The sequence below is a fragment of the Streptomyces sp. NPDC002851 genome, from assembly GCF_053591935.1.
Map to the genome: position 1 here is coordinate 38,989 of NZ_JBSFUT010000032.1, position 20,293 is coordinate 59,281.

At 71.1% G+C, this 20,293-nt stretch carries 17 protein-coding genes; 13 read left to right on the plus strand and 4 right to left on the minus strand.

The annotated features are described in order from the left end of the window. Positions 1–97 precede the first annotated feature (97 nt). Both ACWD10_RS28250 and ACWD10_RS28255 read right to left on the minus strand, forming a co-directional pair. Entirely contained in the window at positions 98–286 is a 189-nt protein-coding gene (locus ACWD10_RS28250) for a hypothetical protein (protein WP_451095877.1), read from the minus strand. Positions 287–432: 146 nt separating this feature from the next. Further along, on the minus strand, positions 433–600 hold the full coding sequence (locus ACWD10_RS28255; protein WP_451095879.1) for a hypothetical protein: 168 nt from the start codon (positions 598–600) through the stop codon (positions 433–435). Between the two features lie 885 nt (positions 601–1,485). Between ACWD10_RS28255 and ACWD10_RS28260 the strand changes: the two genes are divergently transcribed. From ACWD10_RS28260 to ACWD10_RS28275, 4 genes are all read left to right on the plus strand, one after another. After that, positions 1,486–1,869 (plus strand): GntR family transcriptional regulator, encoded by a 384-nt coding sequence (locus ACWD10_RS28260; protein ID WP_451095881.1) that lies wholly within the window; start codon positions 1,486–1,488, stop codon positions 1,867–1,869. A gap of 153 nt (positions 1,870–2,022) precedes the next feature. Next, positions 2,023–2,808: an aminotransferase class IV family protein gene (locus ACWD10_RS28265; RefSeq protein WP_451095883.1), complete on the plus strand. Its 786-nt coding sequence runs from the start codon at positions 2,023–2,025 to the stop codon at positions 2,806–2,808. A gap of 51 nt (positions 2,809–2,859) precedes the next feature. Then, positions 2,860–3,798, plus strand: a complete 939-nt coding sequence (locus ACWD10_RS28270; RefSeq protein ID WP_451095885.1) for an SUMF1/EgtB/PvdO family nonheme iron enzyme — start codon at positions 2,860–2,862, stop codon at positions 3,796–3,798. 319 nt (positions 3,799–4,117) lie between these two features. Beyond that, positions 4,118–4,366 (plus strand): SCO4226 family nickel-binding protein, encoded by a 249-nt coding sequence (locus ACWD10_RS28275; RefSeq protein WP_451095887.1) that lies wholly within the window; start codon positions 4,118–4,120, stop codon positions 4,364–4,366. A gap of 100 nt (positions 4,367–4,466) precedes the next feature. Here the strand turns inward: ACWD10_RS28275 and ACWD10_RS28280 are convergent, their stop codons facing one another. Next, the gene (locus ACWD10_RS28280) at positions 4,467–5,438 is read right to left on the minus strand and encodes a bifunctional DNA primase/polymerase (protein ID WP_451095889.1); all 972 of its coding nucleotides are present in this window, start codon (positions 5,436–5,438) and stop codon (positions 4,467–4,469) included. Positions 5,439–5,828: 390 nt separating this feature from the next. Between ACWD10_RS28280 and ACWD10_RS28285 the strand changes: the two genes are divergently transcribed. The 9 genes from ACWD10_RS28285 (at position 5,829) to ACWD10_RS28325 (ending at position 15,091) form a co-directional block, all read left to right on the plus strand. Beyond that, positions 5,829–6,140 carry a hypothetical protein gene (locus ACWD10_RS28285; protein WP_451095891.1) on the plus strand — a complete coding sequence of 104 codons (312 nt, stop codon included), beginning with the start codon at positions 5,829–5,831 and terminating at the stop codon, positions 6,138–6,140. A gap of 231 nt (positions 6,141–6,371) precedes the next feature. Then, positions 6,372–7,589 (plus strand): acyl-CoA dehydrogenase family protein, encoded by a 1,218-nt coding sequence (locus ACWD10_RS28290; protein ID WP_451095893.1) that lies wholly within the window; start codon positions 6,372–6,374, stop codon positions 7,587–7,589. Positions 7,590–7,636: 47 nt separating this feature from the next. Beyond that, a complete protein-coding gene (locus ACWD10_RS28295; protein WP_451095990.1) occupies positions 7,637–8,572 on the plus strand; it encodes a bifunctional MaoC family dehydratase N-terminal/OB-fold nucleic acid binding domain-containing protein in 936 nt (311 codons plus the stop codon). A 1-nt stretch (position 8,573) separates the two neighbouring features. Beyond that, entirely contained in the window at positions 8,574–9,656 is a 1,083-nt protein-coding gene (locus ACWD10_RS28300) for an acyl-CoA dehydrogenase family protein (protein WP_451095895.1), read from the plus strand. Continuing rightward, positions 9,653–10,090 (plus strand): MaoC family dehydratase, encoded by a 438-nt coding sequence (locus tag ACWD10_RS28305; protein WP_451095897.1) that lies wholly within the window; start codon positions 9,653–9,655, stop codon positions 10,088–10,090. The genes ACWD10_RS28300 and ACWD10_RS28305 overlap by 4 nt, the downstream gene beginning before the upstream one ends. Positions 10,091–10,148: 58 nt before the next feature. Next, a complete protein-coding gene (locus tag ACWD10_RS28310) occupies positions 10,149–11,429 on the plus strand; it encodes a lipid-transfer protein (protein ID WP_451095899.1) in 1,281 nt (426 codons plus the stop codon). Positions 11,430–11,509: 80 nt separating this feature from the next. Further along, entirely contained in the window at positions 11,510–12,382 is an 873-nt protein-coding gene (locus tag ACWD10_RS28315; protein WP_451095901.1) for a DUF1906 domain-containing protein, read from the plus strand. A 170-nt stretch (positions 12,383–12,552) separates the two neighbouring features. Next, positions 12,553–13,104 carry a SigE family RNA polymerase sigma factor gene (locus ACWD10_RS28320; RefSeq protein WP_451095903.1) on the plus strand — a complete coding sequence of 184 codons (552 nt, stop codon included), beginning with the start codon at positions 12,553–12,555 and terminating at the stop codon, positions 13,102–13,104. Between the two features lie 334 nt (positions 13,105–13,438). Further along, positions 13,439–15,091 carry a long-chain fatty acid--CoA ligase gene (locus ACWD10_RS28325; RefSeq protein ID WP_451095904.1) on the plus strand — a complete coding sequence of 551 codons (1,653 nt, stop codon included), beginning with the start codon at positions 13,439–13,441 and terminating at the stop codon, positions 15,089–15,091. Between the two features lie 96 nt (positions 15,092–15,187). Here ACWD10_RS28325 and ACWD10_RS28330 read toward each other — a convergent pair whose 3' ends face one another. Next, the gene (locus tag ACWD10_RS28330; protein ID WP_451095906.1) at positions 15,188–20,134 is read right to left on the minus strand and encodes a PAS domain-containing protein; all 4,947 of its coding nucleotides are present in this window, start codon (positions 20,132–20,134) and stop codon (positions 15,188–15,190) included. Positions 20,135–20,293: the final 159 nt, after the last annotated feature.

The window sequence follows — 20,293 nt, forward strand, 5'->3', positions numbered from 1 at the left end:
AGGTGGCAACGGCCCTACAGCGCCCCCGGAGTAGCCGCTCCGGGGGCGCACGCCGTTGAAAGCGAGATGAGTGCAGGGCGTTGAGGTCCCGCCCGGGTTACCGCTTGCGGCGGGATCCCCACTCCAGGTCGTGACGCAGCGACGCCGTGCCCGACTTCAGTTCGGCCGTGGTGTACAGGGAGGCCTCTGCCTTCCCCGCCGCCAGCGCCTCTTCCTTGCTGCCGCCGCGGTCCAGAACGGACTTGACGGCGGCTTCCACACGGTCCGCAGGCTTGCTCCAGCCCATCAGGGCCTCCTCTGCAACGTGGACCAGGACTATCCCGGCTCCCCTCAACCCCGCCCGTGCGACCGGAGGGGTCGGACGGGCGGAGGAGGCAACCGGCCGCAGCGCTCACCGCTACGGCAAGAAGGGCCCTGGGGGTTCGAGGACCGTCAGTGGCGCTTGCACTTGCCACGGGCGCAACGGGTGCAGCCCGTGTCGATCTGGCGGCGAAGCGGCGCGATCACCGTGTTGGCGACTGAATCGCCTGCCTTGCCGCCGACCCTGTGAAGAGCCTTGGCAGCGTCGTCGAGCTTCTCGGCAGCCTTACGACCGAACATGAGCGTCCTCCTGACGCGGTGAAATGGCGGTGAATGGTGCGTGTCCCGTCACCCGTCGAGCGGCGGGGTGACGGGACACTCGGGGGTGGTAGTTCGACGTCCGGCTACGCCGCATGCGGATGCGGGCGCGGCGGGCGGACAGGCAGCGGCGGCTTGGCCTTCTCGTGCTCGGTGTCGGCCATCAACGGCCGCCCCGCGCATGGGCGTTGTCCTCGCTCTGCTTGTTCGCCTCAGCCACCCTCCGCTCCAGCTCAGCCCGCTCTGCATCTGTCAGACTGGTGATCACAGGTGCCTCCCAATCAGGTGCCTGTACGCACCGCCCGAAGCTGCAACTTCGGGCGGTGCACTTCGTGGTGGGGCTTCCTGCCACCCCTCACCGCCCCCGCCCGGCCGTGGCCGTCAGGGGCGTCTGAGCAACGCAGGTTGCGGTGGCCTCGTTGACGTGGCGCTGCTCCATCCCGGGGAGACCTTCATCCCGGGCGGTCTTCGCAGCGTCGAAGGTGTGCCACGTCGTTCTTTAACGTCGCGAGGCTGTCGACCCTCCGCGCTCTCCCGCAGCAATAAGCCCTGCGGGGTCCTCGCACGTGTCGACTGCCACCACCAGCGGTAATGGCACCTCGCGACGGATCTCCACTCACCCCGGCCGGTGTGGTCACAGCCAGTACTGCGGTGGTGGATCACGCGATGCAGTTGTCAAGAAACGACCGCTTCCATCGAGCGCCCGTTTCACGGGGCCCTCCGGGCGTTTGCGCAGGTCAAGCAACTTTCTAGGCGAAGCGACCTAGGTCGCTTGCCGTTGATGTGAAAGCTACCTAGGTCGCTTGTGGGTCGTCAAGGGCTCGCGAGCCCGAGTTCCGAGCGACCTAGGTCAAGTACGCTTTCGGGGTGGACTCACAGCCGAAGAGGAAGCCCAACGCCCGCGAAATCGCCGCACACTTCCGAGCGGAGATCGCCGCCGGAACGTACGGCCCTGGGGATCGCCTCCCCGGTGCCAGGGGCTATGCCGGGAAGCTCGGCGTAGGCCTGATGACCGTGCAGAAGGCCTACACCCAGCTCGGGGACGAAGGACTGGTGGAGGGCTTCCCAGGGAGCGGTACCTATGTCCGCGACCCTGCCGATGGTGAGCCGAAGCCCCGCGAGTCGGCTCAACGCCTGATCGACCTGCAAGCCGAGGTGGCGCGCGTCTCGACCGAACTGGCCGGTCTCTCCGAGCGCGTCAAGGAGCTTGAGGCGACCGTGCGCTCCATCAAGGGGGAGCCTGGCGCTTAGCGTCTCTCGCGGTGCGTTCGTCGTCATGCCCTTAGCGTGTCCCGGCGAGCGCGCCGTGAGTACGTACTCCCGCCGCCCTTGCACCGAACTAATCCGAACTTTCAGCTCTGGAAAGGGTGTTGGCGCAGCCTGAAGGGCTGTAAGACTGGCTGCATGGCCGAACTCAACGGGAAACCCGTCACCCTCGACGACCTCCAGGCACTCGCCCTCACGAACTACGGGCACTTCACATCAATGCGGGTGGAGAACGGCACCGTCCGTGGCCTATCGCTCCACCTGGACCGCTTGGTGCGGGACTGCCGCATCGTCTTCGGTGTCGAGTTGGACCGAGAGCGGACACTGAACTACATCCGCAAGGCGGTCGACGGCGTCACCGGAGTCACAGGCCTCCGCGTCACCGTTTTCGACCCTGCGCTCGACATGGGGCGCCCCAGCGAAGCCAAAGACCCTCACATCCTGGTGACCCTTCGGCCCGCGGGCGCCATGCCGGCGCCGCCCCTCACGGCCAAGACCTTCACCTTCACCCGCGACAACGCGAAGGTGAAGCACATCGGGCTGCACCCGCAGCTCCGGCTTCGCCGTGACGCCCAACTCGCCGGATTCGACGACGCTGTGTTCGTCGAGCCGGACGGTCGTATCTCTGAGGGCGGTACGTGGAACCTCGGCTTCGTCGACCAGGACGGGACGGTCATCTGGCCCGACGCGCCCGTGCTCCCCGGCACGACGATGCTCCTGCTTCAGGGCCTTGATGCTCCCAAGCAGGTAACTGCCCCGGTGCGACGCTCCGACGTCCCGACCATGGCCGCCGCATTCGCCACGAACACGACAGTCGGCGTGCGCTCCGTCAGCGCGCTTGACGACGTGCAGTTCCCGCAGGACCACCCCGTGCTCGCAGCGCTGCGTGAGGCCTACGTCGGCATTCCCGGCGAGCGCCTGTAGACGCGTGCCGCCGCCTCTCACCAGGGCGGCGACTCACGACAGAGGTAGCCCATGCCACTCGTTACGAAATGGACCGGACGTGAAGTAAAGGCCCTGCGTGAAGCCGTACGCATGAGCCTCATGGAGTTTGCGGAGAAGCTCGGGGTGTCCGATCGAATCGTCTCCCGGTGGGAGGCAGACGGCGAGGAAGCCAGCCTGCGCATGGTGAACCAAGCCGCCTTGGACACTCTGCTCGCCAAGGCCGACCAGGACGCTCAGGGCCGATTCGTCGGCATCCTCGCGGCGGACGACGTCCCGACTCAAGCGGTCATCGAGCCCGACGAAGACCAGACGAGCAGCGGCGAGTACGTGAAGCATCCCGGTGACGGCAAACTCATGGCGCACGTCCCGGAAGGGATCTTCCTGGCAGGGGAGGACGACGAACCGGTGTGGGTGGATGAGTTCCACATCGACACCTTCCCGACGACCAACGCCGACTACGCGCGGTTCTGCGCGGCCACTCGGCACCCCGTACCCGGGCACTGGGAGAACGGCCGATGTCCGCGTGAGCTGTACGACCACCCCGTTGTGCACGTGACATGGCGAGACGCGAACGCGTACGCGACGTGGGCAGGGAAGTCGTTGCCGACTGCCGAACAGTGGGAGAAGGCGGCGCGCGGTACCTCCGGCTGCACCTTCCCGTGGGGAGACCAGAAGACCGCCGCAAAGTGCAATGTCCGAGAGACCGGCGTAGAGCGCACGACGTCCGTCTCTCGGTATCACAGCGGTGTCAGCCCCTACGGTGTCTACGACATGGTGGGCAACGTCTGGGAATGGCTCGCAACGCCGACCACGCCAGGGCGGTACGAACTTCGGGGCAGCGCCTTCACGAGCCCCTTGTTCCGGGGAGCGCCTGCCGTTCCCAACGACGCCAACGACACGATGCACGACGACGACACCGGGTTCCGCTGCGCGGCCGCACCCGACCAGATGACCCCTCGCAAGGGGTGACGGCAGGGGGGGGCATTTCCGGGGCCCATGGGCCATGTGTGGGCCAGCAGCTTCCCCACTGGGGGCGAAGTAGCTCCTGACCAGGGCGTATGTACTGTCAGCTTGACGCTCTTGAAAACCGTCGTGGCGAGAGTCACCGTGGGTTCAAATCCCACACCCACCGCCCCGTGAAACGGCCCCTGACCTGGTGACTTGGTCAGGGGCCGGACTCATGTCGCCGTCGTCGTCGTACGGGCGCACGATGGAGAGGACGGAGCTGGCAAGTGGTCTTGGCAGTTCTGAACGCCCCGGACGCTCATGTGGAAGGAGGCGGGACGTCATGCCGGAGTTCATGGACGTCCACCACGGGATGAAGGGCATCACGGCCGACCAGCTGAAGCAGTCGCACCAGGCCGACCTCGCCGTTGAGAACGAAGAAGGCGTTCACTTCAAGAAGGCCTGGGCGGACCCGCAGTCCGGCGAGGTGTACTGCCTCTCCGAGGCTCCCTCGGCCGAAGCGGTCCAACGTGTCCACGAACGCGCTGGTCACAAGGCCGACGAGATCCACCCTGTCCCCCTGACCGTGTGAACCAATGACCGTGTGAACCAAGCCCCCCACCGCGGAGAATCGCGGGCGGGGGCTTCGTCGTTGTCTCAGCGGGCGTCGTTGTCTCGGCGGGCGTCGTTTCTCAGGGGGCTTCGGGGGTTCGGGGCCGGGGTGTGCCGTGGCTTCCTGTCAGGCGGGCCGCTGAGGCGATCGTGGTGCGGGCCTCGCGTTCGGTGAGGCCGGTACGGATGGCGGCGTCCGTGAGGGGAGTGGCGAGGGTGTCGCCGATGCCGTTCTCGTACGCGCGGCAAGCGGCCCAGAAGAGGCGGGTGTTGCGCTGGCCCACCTGCGAGCCCAGGACGAAGTGGATGAGGCCCTCGCCTTGAGTTTCCTGGGGTGTTTGGGGTGTTTGGTGTGCCTGGGTTGCTTGGGTCGCTTCGGTTGTTCGGGGGCCATGGGGTGTTCGCGGGTGCGTCGGCGCGAGGATGCGGAGGAGGGCGCTCGGGCAGCGGGCCGGGGGCAGGTGGGCCGTGCCCGGGGCCGTGCTGTAGACGCCGTGTTCCGTGCGGGAGCCCGGGCCGACCAAGTAGCCGCCCGCGCCGCGGATGTCGATGCCGGGGGCGAGGCGGCTCGCGGAGTTGGGGACGACGACGTCCGGCGGGCCGGAGAGCCAGAGGTGGCGGCCGCCGCTGGGCGTGAGCACGACCACCGTGTCCGGGATCGTGAACAGGTGGCGCAGCGCGAGTTCGCGCAGGGTCGCCGAGGAGTCGGGGCCTGTCTTGGTGTCCAGGTCGATGCCGATCAGGTGGTACGGGGGCAGCCCGCAGGCGATGCCGTAGCCGGTGGCCCAGGGGGCGGCGGCGAAGAGTTCCCGGATGCGGGCCGGGTCGGTCGTGGCGTCGTACACGCCGTGCCCGGGGCGGCCGCACTCGCCTCGGCAGGGCGCCGCGGGACCCGGCGCGGGCCCCGGCTCCGTTTCCGTTTCCGGTCGGTGGGGTGAGCGGAGGGCCGGGAGCTTCGTGCGGGACAGCGGGATGACGGCGAGGCCGCGCTCCGCGGCGGACAGAGCGTGTGCCAGGGCCAGCGTGCTGGCGTGCCGGTCGGAGGTGGGCATGCCTCTATTTTCGTACGTACGTTCGAGGAAGGGAAGGGGGTATTCGGGGCATGGGGTGCGGTGGCGCGGCTGTGCGGTGGTGCGCCGGGGGTTGGCCGAAAACGTGCCGGAACGCTTCGCCTCTTGCGGCGCATGGGGACCGGTGGTCGGGGTCCGGGTTGTGGGTGCTCGCCGGGGATTCGAGGCAGGTCTGGGGGTTTATTGAATTTTCCTCACGCTTGCGAGGGAAACGCGTCGTCCGGGCTGGTTCGCCGGGGATTCGGTGGGCAAATCTGATCTCGCGACGTCGCGAACAGCCGCCGAGGTGGTCGGCCAACTGCCTTGGTACAAGCCGTAGTTAGACGCACCAGCCGTACTTACCGGCAGCAGCCGGTTCTGGAGGAAACTGACATGGCAAGCACCCGTACCGCCCGCGTCCTCGCCGCGGCCGCCGCCCTTCCGCTCGCCGCCGCGCTCTTCAGCGGCGTCGCTCAGGCTGACAACGGCGGCTTCGCGAACGACGGCTCGAACGCGAGCGTGGCCACCATCACCGGCAGTGGTGTGGGCGACGACAACGCGGGCAACTCGGCCACGAACCAGCAGGTGGCCACCGGGGCCGGTGCCTCGAACGAGAACAACAATGCCCAGGTCAACGGCTCGGCCTTCACCCACGTCGACCAGTCGGACGAGTCCTACGAGGTCAACTTCACCGAGCTCTGGTGAGCCCGGCGGCCTCCGGGAGAGTACGGGGGCCGGGTCCGAGGGGTGGGTGACAGCCTGCGCGGCGGCACGTCGAGTGCCGCCGCGCAGGCTTTTGTGCGGGCTCGCCGGGGAGCCCGGGCAAGCCGCCCCGTCCTCGCTCCGCATGCCGATGGCGGGGACCTTGACACGACAGGCTTATCTGACGGACAGTCAGAAACCCTGATTCGTACGAGGTCCTGGGAGGCCGCCGCCGTGCACCTCGCACCGACCGGGCGCCAGCAGCGGCTGCGCGCCGAACTCCGCGCGTATTTCCGGGACTTGATGGCCACGTCCCCCGACGGTGATGTCACGTCCCCCGACGGTGATGACACGTCCCCGGTCGGCGATGGCGGGTCCCGCGACCCGGCCGAACAGCGCCGCCTGCTGCGCCGGATCGGTGCCGACGGGCGGCTCGGGCTCGGCTGGCCGGTCGAGTACGGCGGTCAAGGGCGCGGGCCCGACGAGCAGTTCGTGTTCTTCGACGAGGCGTACCGGGCGGGCGCGCCGGTCTCCATGGTGACCCTGAACACCGTGGGGCCGACCCTGATGAAGTTCGGCACCGAGGAGCAGAAGGCGTACTTCCTGCCGCGCATCCTGAGCGGCGAGCTCGTCTTCGCGATCGGCTACAGCGAGCCGGAGGCCGGTACGGACCTCGCGGCGCTGCGCACCCGGGCGGTGCGGGACGGCGACAGCTGGGTGATCGACGGGCAGAAGGTCTTCACCTCGGGCGCCCAGAACGCCGACTGGATCTGGCTCGCCTGCCGCACCGACCCCGACGTGCCCAAGCACGAGGGCATCTCCATCATCCTGGTGCCCACGGACGCCCCGGGGTTCTCCTGGACGCCGATCGAGACCGTGGGCGGCCTCACCACCACCGCCACGTACTACGACGGAATACGGGTACCCGCGGGCAACCTCGTCGGCGACGAGAACGGCGGCTGGGGCCTGATCACCAACCAGCTCAACCACGAGCGGGTGGCCCTCGCCGCCATCGGCATGCAGGCCGAGGAGTGCTACGCGAGCGCCCTCGCCCATGCCCGTACGCCCGACCCGGTGACCGGCGAACGGCCCGCCGACGCGCCCTGGGTGCGGGCCCGGCTCGCCGAGATCCACGCCCGGCTCGCGGCGACCCGGCTGCTCAACTGGCGCCTCGTCGGCGATGTGGGGGCCGGGACGCTGGCACCCGGCGACGCGAGCGGCGTGAAGTTCCTGGGCACCGAGTCGGCCGTGGAGGTGTACCGCCTCTGCCAGGAGGTCGTCGGGGACGCGGGGTTGGTGCGGGGCGGCTCACCGGGGGCGTTCGGGGCGGACGGCGAGCTGGAGCGGATGAACCGGGCGGCGCAGATCAACACCTTCGGGGGCGGGGTGAGCGAGGTGCAGCGGGAGATCGTCGCGACGATGCGGCTCGGCATGAGGAGGGTGCGACGGTGACCGCGGAGGGCAGGAGCGAGCGCAGGAGCGAGCCCGATGAGGTGACCGTGGAGCGCAGGAGCGAGGCCGATGAGTTGTACGTCCGTCTCAAGGCGTACGAGGGGCGGGCCGCCGCCGAGGCGGGGCGCGGCAAGGACCCGGTCAACGAGCCGATGATCCGGCACTGGTGCGAGGCGATGGGGGACACAAGCCCCGCCTACCAGGGACCGGACGCCATCGCTCCGCCCACCATGCTCCAGGCGTGGACGATGGGCGGGCTCTCCGGGCACGGGGGGCGTTCGGCGGCGTACGACGAACTGCTCGGGCTGCTCGACGGCGCCGGGTACACCTCGGTGGTCGCCACCGACTGCGAGCAGGAGTATCTGCGGTCGCTGCGGCCGGGGGACGAGATCACCTTCGATGCGGTGATCGAGTCGGTCTCGGAGCGGAAGGCCACGAAGCTCGGCACCGGGTACTTCGTGACGACTCGGATGAGCGTGTGGGCGGGCGGTGAGTTCGCCGGGACGCATCGCTTCCGGATCCTCAAGTACACGCCCGCCGCGGCCCCCAAACCGAAACGGCCGAAGGAGGCGAAGCGGCCCCGCCCCGTGATCAACCGGGACAACGCCGGGTTCTGGGACGGAGTGGCGCAGCACCGGCTGCTCATCCAGCGCTGCACGGCGTGCGGACGGCCGCGCTTCCCCTGGCTGCCGGGGTGCAACGGCTGCGGCTCGCCGGAGTGGGAGACCGTCGAGGCGAGCGGCGAGGGCACGGTCTATTCGTACGTCGTCATGCACCATCCGCCGTTTTCGGCTTTCGACCCGCCGTATGCGGTCGGCCTGATCGAGCTCGCGGAGGGCGTACGGATGATCAGCAATGTGGTCGGGGTGCCGCACGACGAGGTGCGGATCGGGATGCCGGTACGGCTTGAATTCCTGCGGGCGGACGCGGAGTTGGAGCTTCCGGTGTTCCGCGCGGACGCCACGCACGGGGCGGTGGCCTGAGATGGACTTCACGCCCACCGAGGAGCAGGCCACCGCGCAGCAGCTCGCCGCCCGGATCTTCGGTGACCTGTCGACCCCCGACCGGCTGGCGGCGGCCGGTACGGGTACCGACGCGGCGGCTGGTACGGGTACCGACGCCGAGCTGTGGAAGGCCCTCTGCGCCGCCGGGCTCCCGGCCGCCGTACCGGACATCGGCCTGCTCGGCCTCGTACTGCTCCTGGAGGAGCAGGGGCGGACCACGGCGCAGGTGCCGTTCGCGGCGAGCTGTGTGTACGGCGTGCTCGCGGTCGACGCGCACGGCTCGGCCGAGCAGCGGGAACGGCTGCTTCCGGGGTTCCTGGACGGCTCGGCGGTGGCGACCGGGGCACTGTCGGCACGGTCGCGGAGCACGCACGGGGTGACCGGTGCGGGGGCCTCGCCGACCGAGGAGGCGGGCCGCCTCACCGGCACCGTCCCCTGGGTGCCCTGGCTCCGCGACGCCACCCACGTCCTGGTGGCCGCGGCCGACCGGAGCCTGTGGCTGGTCCGTACCGCGGACGCCGAGGTCGAGCCGGTGGAGCTGACGGCGCCCTGGTCGGCCGGCAGGCTCACCCTCGACGGCGCTCCCGGCGAGCGGCTCGGCGGGCCCGAGGCGTACGCGGCCGTCCTCGCCGACGCGCGCACCGCCTTCGCCGGACTCCAGGCCGGGGTCTGTGCCGGATCCCTGGCCCGCGCCGTCGAGCACACCGCAACCCGCGAGCAGTTCGGCAAGCCGCTCGCCGCCAAGCAGGCGGTCCTGCTGCGCTGCGCCGACGCGTACATGGACACCGAGGCGATCCGGGTCACGGCGTACGAGGCCGCCTGGCGCCGGGACGAAGGGCTCGCCCGTGCGGCGGCCGCGCTCACCGCCGCCTGGTGGGCCTCCGAGGCGGGCAAGCGCGTGGTGCACACCGGACAGCATCTGCACGGCGGCCTGGGCGCGGACGTCGAGCATCCCGTGCACCGGCACTTTCTGTGGGGGCGGCAGCTGGACGCGTATCTGGGCTGCGGGGCCGAAGTCCTGGAGGAACTGGGCGAGTTCCTGGCGAAGGAGGGTGCCGCATGAGGTCCGGAGAGGCGAAGGCGGGAGGGGCGAAGGCGGGAGAACCTAAGGTCGGAGACGAGCTTCCCCCGCTCGACATCCCGATCACCCGCACGCTGATCGTCGCCGGTGCCGTCGCGTCCCGCGACTTCCAGGATGTGCACCACGACGCGGAGCTCGCCAAGGCGAAAGGCTCCCCCGACATCTTCATGAACATCCTGACGACCAATGGGCTCGTCGGCCGGTACGTCACCGACCACTTCGGTCCGGACGCGGTGCTCCGCAAGGTGGCGATCAGGCTCGGCGCCCCCAACTACCCGGGGGACACGATGGTGTTGACCGGAACCGTCACGTCCGTCGAGGGCGGCACGGCGCAGGTGAGGATCACCGGTTCCAACGGCATCGGCACCCACGTCACCGGCACGGTCACCGTCGTCACCCCGGAAGTCATCCCGTAATTCTCCTGGAAGCCATGCCGTAAGTACTCCCGTAAGTCCTCCCGGAAGGAAAGCGCACGTGAGCGTACGGAACGCGGACCGGCTCGGCGGCCGGGCGGCGATCGTCGGCATCGGCGCCACCGAGTTCTCCAAGGACTCCGGGCGCAGCGAGCTCACCCTGGCCGCCGAGGCGGTGCGGGCGGCGCTCGCCGACGCGGGCCTCTCCCCCGCCGACGTCGACGGCATGGTGACCTTCACGATGGACACCAGCCCGGAGATCACCGTCGCGCAGGCGACCGGCATCGGTGAGCTCTCCTTCTTCTCGCGGATCCATTACGGCGGCGGCGGGGCCTGCGCGACCGTGCACCAGGCGGCCCTCGCGGTGGCCACGGGCGCGGCCGAAGTCGTCGTCTGCTACCGGGCGTTCAACGAGCGCTCCGGCCGCCGCTTCGGCTCCGGCGTACAGCACCGCGAACCCTCCGCCGAGGGCGCCGCGCTCGGCTGGGCCCTGCCGTTCGGGCTGCTCACCCCGGCGTCCTGGGTGGCGATGGCGGCCCAGCGCTATCTGTACGCGTACGGCCTGGGGACGGAGGCGTTCGGGCAGGTCGCGGTCGTGGCCCGGAGGTACGCGGCGACCAACCCGGCGGCGTACTTCCACGGTCGGCCGATCACCCTCGAGGACCACGCCGCCTCGCGCTGGATCGCCGAACCCCTGCGGCTGCTCGACTGCTGCCAGGAGACGGACGGCGGCCAGGCGTTCGTCGTGACCAGCGTCGAGCGCGCCCGCGAGCTGCCGCACCCACCGGCCGTGATCACCGCCGCCGCGCAGGGCGCGGGCCGCGCCCAGGAACAGATGACCAGCTACTACCGGAACGACTTCTACCGGAACGGCGTGTACGAGACCGGGGGCGTGTACGAGAGCAGCGGCGTGTACGAGACCGGCGGCGTGTACGAGACCGGTACGTACGAGAAAGGCATCCATCGGGACGATCTGACCGGCCTGCCGGAGATGAGCGTGGTGGCACGGCAGTTGTGGCGGAACTCCGGGCTCACCCCCGGGGAGATCGATGTCGGCATCCTCTACGACCACTTCACGCCCTTCGTCCTGATGCAGCTGGAGGAGTTCGGCTTCTGCAAGCCGGGCGAGGGCGCGGACTTCGTGGCGGAGCGGAGCCTGCCGCTCAACACTCATGGCGGTCAGCTCGGCGAGGCGTATCTGCACGGCATGAACGGCATCGCGGAGGGGGTGCGGCAGCTGCGCGGCAGCGCCGTGAACCAGATCGCCGACGCCGCCCGGGTGCTGGTTACGGCGGGTACCGGGGTGCCCACTTCGGGGCTGATCCTGGGATCGGACGGCTGAATGGCGGGGGGACGTGCGCGTGTCCCGGTGGCACAGGGAAGGCGGACACGTTCACTCGGCCTATGCGCCTTGATCGCCGTATGAACGGCCTGACTCATAAACGTCCCTTCATCGAATTCATCCCCTTCGTGGTGCTCACGCTCGCGCTGCTCATGGCGGCACCTGCGACCGCCGCACCACCGGCCGGAACCTCACCATCCGGACCGTCCCCGGCCGGGCCGCCACCGGAGGCCGAGGTCCGGACCTTCCACGGCTGGGCCTTCGACACCTGCAAAGCCCCGTCCCTCGACACCATGCGCAGATGGCGCGCATCCGAGTACGGCGCGGTGGCCGTCTACTACGGGGGCCGCGGCAGGCACTGCCGGAAGCAGCCGCACCTCAGCCGGACCTGGCTGCGCGAGGTCGAGAAGATGGGCTGGGGCGTTCTGCCCACGTACGTCGGCTCGCAGTCCCCCTGCGTGACGGCGGAGGACAAGCAGGACGTCCGCATGGGCGACCACCCCTCGAGGGAGGGCCGCCGCGAGGGCCGGGACGCGGTCGACCGGGCGAAGGCGTACGGCATCGGGCCGGGCAGCCCGCTCTACCTGGACATGGAGTCGTACGACCGGCGTCAGAAGGGCTGCGGGCCCACGACCCTCGCCTTCATCCGCGCCTGGAACCGCGAGGTGCGCCGGCACGGCTATCTGCCGGGCTTCTACAGCAGCGCCGAGGCCGGGGTGCGGCACATGGAGGAGGCCCGCAAGAAGGGAGTGAAGGACCTGCCCTCGGTGATGTGGTTCGCGCGCTGGCGCACCGAACCGTCCCTCTACAACGAGCCCACCCTGGCCCCGACGGCCTGGCACCCGCGCCGCCGCATCCACCAGTACGAGGGCAACGTCCGCGAACAGCACGGCGGACACACCCTGGCCCTCGACCGCAACCTGATGCACGCCCCGGTGGCCCGCATCTCCTAGGCCTCTCCGGACAGGCCCTGGTCCAGCCGGACGGGTACCCCTTCAGGGGCCTGCCCCGATTCCTCCACCCTCAGGAGGTGGGGCAGGCCCGAGCACTCCACCCTGAGGGGGATCCCGCTTCAGGACTTCGGGTCGATTCCCACGAGGGTGGCCGCTTCTAGCGTGGAGCCATGACCGCTACTCAGGGGCGCCTACGCCCCGGCGCAGCCAGGCCGACCTCGGCCGACGGCTATCCGTCGTTCTCCTCATACGTCCGGGCCCGTCAGCCCGTGCTGCTGCGCACCGCGCGCTCGCTGACCGCCAACCCCTGCGACGCCGAGGACCTGCTGCAGACCGCACTCGCCAAGACGTACGTCGCCTGGGAGCGGATCGAGGACCACCGGGCGCTCGACGGCTACGTACGCCGCGCCCTGCTCAACACGCGTACGTCACAGTGGCGCAAGCGCAAGGTCGACGAACTCGCCTGCGACGAACTCCCCGAACCCGGCCCGACCCCGGTCGCCGACCCCGCCGAGCAGCAGGTCCTGAGGGACGCGATGTGGCGCGCGATCATGCGCCTGCCGCCCCGACAGCGAGCAATGGTCGTCCTCAGGTACTACGAGGACCTGAGCGAGGCCCAAACCGCCGACCTCCTCGGCGTCTCCATCGGCACGGTAAAGAGCGCTGTCTCGAGGGCCCTGGGCAAGCTCCGGGACGATCCGGAGCTGAGCCCGGTGCGCTGACAACTCAGCCCGTCCGGCGCTTGAGGACGAGCGCGTCCACCTCCAGCCGGTCCGGCGCTTGGGAGGCGAGTGGGCCCACCCTCCAGCCCGTCCGGCGCTTGAGGACGAGCGCGTTCAGCGCGATAAACGGGGTCTGGGGCGGAGCCCCAGTTACGGGAAGGGGCGGGATAGGGGAAAGAACCCCGGGGGTCCGGGGGCAGAGCCCCCAGGCGCGGCAACCGAGTCAACGGCACGAATGCGGGATCCGTAGGACGCGGCTAGTGACATACCGCGTGGTATGCGGCGACAATCCCTCCAGCCCATACTGCTCCGTAGCGCCCACCGGGAGGACGCCGTGCTGAGCACCATGCAGGACGTACCACTGACCGTGACCCGCATCCTGTCCCACGGCTCGACCGTGCACGGCAGCTCGCGGATCACCACCTGGACCGGGGAGGAGCCGCACCGCCGCACCTTCGCCGAGATCGGCGAGCGCACCGCACAGCTCGCCCACGCACTGCGTGAGGACCTGGGCGTCACCGGCGACGAGCGCGTAGCGACCCTCATGTGGAACAACGCGGAACACGTCGAGGCGTACTTCGCGATCCCCGCCATGGGTGCCGTTCTGCACACCCTCAACCTGCGCCTGCCCGCGGAGCAGTTGGTGTGGATCGTCAACCACGCCGCCGACCGCGTGGTCATCGTCAACGGCTCCCTGCTGCCGCTGCTCGCCCCGCTGCTCCCGCACCTCAAGCCGCTCGAACACGTCGTGGTCAGTGGCCCGGGCGACCGCTCGCTGCTCGACGACGCCGTTGCCGCCGGTGTCCACGTACACGAGTACGAGGAGCTCCTCGCCGGAAAGCCGACCGCGTACGACTGGCCGGAGCTCGACGAACGCCAGGCCGCCGCCATGTGCTACACCTCCGGCACCACCGGCGACCCCAAGGGTGTGGTCTACTCCCACCGCTCCGTCTATCTGCACTCCATGCAGGTCAACATGGCCCAGTCGATGGGCCTCACCGACTGCGACACCGGACTCGTGGTCGTCCCGCAATTTCATGTGAACGCCTGGGGCTTGCCGCACGCCGTCTTCATGACCGGCGTCAATCTCCTGATGCCGGACCGCTTCCTGCAGCCCGCCCCGCTCGCCGAGATGATCGAGGCCGAGCGCCCCACGTACGCCGCCGCGGTCCCCACCATCTGGCAGGGCCTGCTCGCCGAGGTCACCACCAGCGCACGGGACATCAGCAGCCTGGAGCAGGTCACCATCGGCGGCTCCGCCTGCCCGCCGTCCCTGATGGAGGCGTACGACAAGCTGGGCATCCGCGTCTGCCACGCCTGGGGCATGACGGAGACCTCCCCGCTCGGCACCGTGGCCCGTCCGCCGGCCGGGGTGAGCGGGCAGGAGGAGTTCGGCTACCGCGTGACGCAGGGCCGCTTCCCGGCGAGCGTCGAGGCCCGTCTGGTCGGCCCCGGCGGCGGTCACCTCCCGTGGGACGGCGAGTCGGCGGGTGAGCTGGAGGTCCGCGGCCCCTGGATCGCGGGTGCCTACTACGGTGGCGCGGATGGCGAACCCCTCAAGCCCGCCGACAAGTTCAGCGAGGACGGCTGGCTGAAGACCGGCGACGTCGGCGTCATCAGCCCCGACGGCTTCCTCACCCTCACCGACCGCGCCAAGGACGTGATCAAGTCCGGCGGCGAGTGGATCTCCTCGGTCGAGCTGGAGAACGCCCTGATGGCCCACCCCGAGGTGGCCGAGGCCGCGGTCGTCGCGGTCCCGGACGAGAAGTGGGGCGAACGCCCGCTCGCCGCCGTGGTGTTGAAGGAGGGCGTCACCGTCGACTTCGCGACGCTCCGCGCCTTCCTCGGCGAGACGGTCGCCAAGTGGCAGCTCCCGGAGCGCTGGTCCTTGATCCCGGCCGTGCCGAAGACCAGCGTGGGCAAGTTCGACAAGAAGGTGCTGCGCAGGCAGTACGCGGACGGGGAGCTGGAGGTCGAACAGCTCTGACCACCCGGTTCCCGGTCGTACGGGGGGCTGGTGCGGGGCGATGTTTCACGTGGAACAACGCCCCGCATCCGGCGGCCAGTTGGTGCCGATCTCCGGCTAATTCGTGCCGATCTTCGCGAGCAGATCGACGATCCGGGCCTGTACCTCGGAGCTGGTGGAGCGCTCAGCCAGGAACAGCACGGTCTCGCCCGAGGCCAGCTTGGGCAGGTCGGACTGGTCGACGGCCGCCGTGTAGACGACCAGCGGAGTGCGGTTCAGCTGCCCGTTGGCACGCAGCCAGTCGACGATTCCGGCCCTCCGGCGGCGTACCTGCATCAGGTCCATCACCACCAGATTCGGCCGCATCTGCGTCGCGAGCGTCACGGCGTCCGTGTCCGCCCCGGCCCGCGCCACCTGCATGCCCCGGCGCTCCAGGGTGGCGGTGAGCGCGAGCGCGATCTCCTCGTGCTCCTCGATCAGGAGCACCCGCGGCGGATGCTGCTCACTGTCCCGTGGCGCCAGGGCCTTCAGAAGTACGGCGGGGTCGGCACCGTACGCCGCCTCGCGCGAGGCCTGGCCGAGACCGGCCGTGACAAGCACCGGAACCTCGGCGGCCACGGCCGCCTGCCGCAGTGACTGCAGCGCGGTCCGGGTGATCGGCCCGGTCAGCGGGTCCACGAAGAGCGCCGCGGGGAACGCCGCGATCTGGGCGTCCACCTCGTCCCGGGAGTTCACGGTCACCGGCCGGTAGCCACGGTCGCTGAGCGCCTGCTGCGTGGAGACATCGGGCGCGGGCCAGACCAGGAGCCGTCGCGGATTGTCCAGCGGCTCCGGCGGAAGCTCGTCGTCCATTGGCTGCGGCTGGGGCCGGTTGGTCACCTCGACCGCACCGTTCGGCCCGTCCAGCGGCTCGGGACCCTCGGCCCCCTCGTCGGGAGCGCCGATCGCATAGGAACGCCCCTCGGCCCGCTGCTGCTGCGGCGTGGGCTGCGGCAGGGCTCCGGGCAGGGGACCTGCGGGGGGTGTGGAGGCTGCGGCGGGCAGCCCGGCGCCGTTCGTGCCGGTGGTGGGGGTGCCGGGGGCCGGGGTTCCGCCCGCCGGGGTTCCGGTAGCGGGGGTTCCGCCCGCAGGGGTGCCCGTGGCCGGTGTTCCGGCGGCCGGTGTTCCGGTGGCGGGAGTGCCGGTGGCGGGGGTGGACGCCTGGGCTCCGCGTCCGGCCTCCGGGGTACCGAGCTTGCGGCGCCGACCCGAGCCGGGCGCGGGGGCGTGGCTGCCCGTCTGGGTCTGCGTCGGGTTCTGCGGCTGACCCTGCGGCTGCCCGGCAGGCCGGGGCGCCACGGCGCCGGGCTGCCGCTGCTGCTCCGCGATGTGCTGCGCGAACGGCACGCCCTGCCCGAGCGTGCGCACACTGATCGCCCTGCCCTGCGTCGAGGTCCCCGAGGCGGCGGGCGGCTCACCGGCCTCGTCGGGCAAGGGCTGAGCGAGCCGGTTCTGCTGCGGCGGCGTCGCTTGCTCGGGCTGGGACTGCTGGGCGTGCGCGGCCTGTTCGGCCTGTTCGGCCTGTTGGTGCTGTTCGGCCTGTTGGGCCTGTTGTGTCGGCTGCGCCTGCTGCTGCGTTTGTGGGGCTTGCTGCGTTTGCTGGGTCGTCGGCTGTGTCTGCTGGGTCGGCTGTGCTTGTTGGGCCTGGTGTGCTTGTTGTTCCTGCTGGGGCAGCTCGCCCGGTGCCGCGTGTACCGCCTGTGCTTCCTGCGGCAGCTGCTCAGGCTGTGCCGACTGTGCCGCCTGCTCAGGCTGCGCCGACTGCGGGGCCCGCTGGGCGTGTTGAGCCTGTTGTGCCTGTTGGGCTTCTTGCGGCTGTTGTGCCTGCGCGAGCTGTGCCGGTTGCTGCGCTTGCTGCTGTGCCTGTGCCTGTGCCTGTGCCTGCGGCTCCGGCAGTGGGCCGGGCTGCTCCAGGGGCAGCGCGCTGAGTGCCTCCGGCGAGGCGCCCGCGCCCGCGGCCGGGGCAGCGGCCTCGGCCCCGGGGCCGGTCGGCAACGGGTGGTGCCCACTGTCGGCACCCGCGACCGTGGGCAACTCCTGCGGCCCTTGGGGGACCTGGGGCCCCTGTGCGACCCGGGAATCGTGGGAGGCAGGCGCGGCGGGGTCGGCCGGAACGGCCTGCGGCCCGTGCGGCGTCGCCTTGTCCGGGGCGGCCGCGCGCGCCCGGCGCCGCCCCGTGGGGGCCTCGACCGGGTGCGGCTGCGGCGGGGTGTGGTCGGTGGCCGTGCTCTGCGGTGCGGCGTCATGCCTGCTGTCGGCTGCCTGCTCGACGGCAGTGCCCGGCGCCTCGGGGACGCGGTCGGCCTCGGCCGGGGGCAGGGCGAAGGCGGTACGCGCACCGCGGTGCTCTTCCGGCGCCGCCTGCTGCTGCCCGTGCGCGGCGGCACGCTCGTTGGCGGGCGCCAGGGCCCGCCGCGCCCGCCGCCCGGAACCCCGGGCCGCGCCCGCACCCTCGGCCCCCGAGCCCTCAGCAGCACCGGCCACAGAACCGGCCTCGGCCCCAGAACCCACCTGCGCACCGGCACCAGCAACCGCGGAGGCACCCGTGTCGGCGTGGGCATCGGCAAGCGCCCCGTCCTGGGGTTCGGCCCCGCCCGCAGGCAGCGCGGGCATACCGCCCTGCGTGTTCCGCCGGGCCCGGCGTCCACTCGGAGCCTGGGCGTTCTCCGCCACGGGCATGCCCTGCGGCGGCACGGTCGGGCCGAGCCCCGGCGCCTGAGCCGCTCCGGCCCCCGCGGCGTGCTCGGCCGCGGTCACCACCGAACCCTGCGCGGGCGCAGGCGCGGCCGCGCTCTGCTCGGCGGGCTTACGCCGCCGACGTCCCGTACCGCTGCTCGGGGCGGCACCGGCACCGGGGCCACCCGCCTCGTTCGTCTCGCCCGACTGCTGCGCGGGCACAGACTCCGACTCCGCGACCGGCGCAGCGGCCCGCCGCCTACGCCGCCCCTTACGCTCCTGACCGGAACCCGAACCTCCCGCGGCAGGTTCGCCCCCACCAGCAGTGCCGTCCGAGGCAGCGGCAGCGGGCAGAGCAGGAGTACCCGAAGCGCCCGGAGCGCCCGCGACCTCACCAGAGGCCTGCTCACCCACCGCCTCCGAACCGGCCCCTGAAGCGGCGGCGGAAGCGGAAGCAGTCTGCCCCACCCCGCCGTTGTCGAGAAACGCGTCCGTGGAGCTCCGTCGAGCCCGCCGCCCGGAACCGCCGTCGTCCTGCTGCCCGAACACGGCGACCTCGGCCCCCGTACCGCCTTTACCGCCACCGGGCACGGCAACCACACCCGCGGTCCCGGCCTCAGCAGCCCCACCGACCGCGAGATCACCGACCCCGTCACCAGCAGAACCCGCAGGGCCCAGAGCACCCGCAGCCCCCCGGGCGCCCTCGGCACCCCCGGCGGCCTCGACCACCCCAGCCCCCAACGGCACCTCGAGCACAAACGAACTACCGCCCGTGCCCGGCACCTGATGCGTCTGCAGCACACCACCGTGCGCCCGCACGATGCCCCGGACGATCGGCCCGTGCACCGGGTCCCCGCCGGCGTACGGCCCGCGCACCTCGATCCGTACGACCTCGCCGCGCTGAGCCGCGGCCACCACGATCGTGGAGTCCGCATAGCCGCCCGGGGCGGCGCCGGGCGCGGGCGTGCGCGCGCTGCCGGTCGCGTCGATGCCCGCCACGTCCGCGATCAGATGCGCGAGCGCGGTGGCCAGGCGCGCCGGATCGACCTCGGCCCGCAGCGGCGGCGCGTGCACCGCGAACTGCGCCCGGCCGGGCCCGATCAGCTCGGTCGCACCCTCGACCCCGGCGGCCACGACACCATCGAGGAGCACGACCTCCTTGCGCAGCTCCTCGGTGCCCGCGTCCAGGAGCTGGTAGGCGAGTACGTTGTCGACGAGCGTCGTCATCCGCGCGTACCCGGCGGACAGATGGTGAAGGAGCTGATTGGCCTCCGGCCACAGCTGCCCGGCAGGGTCGGCCGCCAGGGAGCCGAGCTCCCGCCGCAGCTCCTCGAGCGGCCCGCGCAGCGACTCGGCAAGCACGGCGAGCAGTTGCGAGTGGCGTGCGGCCAGCGCCTCGTACCGCTCGTGCTCCCGCTCGGCGAGCGCCTCGTAGCGGTCCTGCTCCCGCTCCGCGAGCGCCGCGTACCGGTCCTTCTCCCGCTCGGCCAGGGCCGCGTACTGCTCCTGCGCCCGCGCGGTCTCCTCCGCGTGCTGGGCGACCAGTTCGTCGTACGGCCGCCGGTCGGTGAACGCGAGCACGGCCCCGACGAGCTGGTCCCCGTCCCGCACCGGCGCCGTCGTCAGGTCGACCGGTACCGGACTGCCGTCCTTGGCCCACAAGGTCTGCGCCCGCACCCGGTGCTTGCGCCCGGAGCGCAGCGTGTCCGCGAGCGGGCTCTCCTCGTACGGGAGCGGAGTGCCGTCGGGCCGCGAGTGCTGTACGAGCGGGTGCAGTTCCTTGCCACCGAGGTCGCTGGCGCGGTAGCCGAGTATCTGCGCGGCGGCCGGGTTGACGAGCACCACCCGCCCCTCGGTGTCGGTGCCGACGACACCCTCGGCGGCGGCGCGCAGGATCATCTCGGTCTGCCGCTGCGAACGCGCCAGCTCGGCCTCGGTGTCGACGGTCCCGGACAGGTCCCGCACGACGAGCATCAGCAGCTCGTCCCCCGAGTACCCGTGGTTCTCGTACGCGTCGCGGGAGTTCTCCAGATTTGCGCTGGTGACCTCGACCGGGAACTCGCTGCCGTCGGTGCGCCGCGCGATCATCCGCTTCGGCTTGGTCCGCCCGGCCTCTTCGGCGGGGTCGGGCCGCCGCATGGAACCGGGGATCAGCCGGGAGTCGAACTCGGGCAGCAGATCGAGCAGCCCGCGCCCGACCAGGGCCCACCCCGCGGTCTCGAAGGTCTGGAGCGCGATGGTGTTGGCGTTGACAACCGTGCCGTTGGTGTTGACCAGCAACAGCGCGTCCGGCAGAGCATCGAGTATGGCTGCGAGGCGAGCAGCGCCTCGGGATGGCCTGCTGCTCACGACGACGGTTCCTCCCTCTACTGCACCTTGCCGACCGCCGAGCCCATCTTGCCCCTCGGCCCGTGGCGTGTCACGGGAAGGAGTCTACGGGCACCCGTTGCGGGCGTGACGCCGGATCGGAGGGACGTCTCGCGGAGGAGATGTGACGGACGAGGTGTG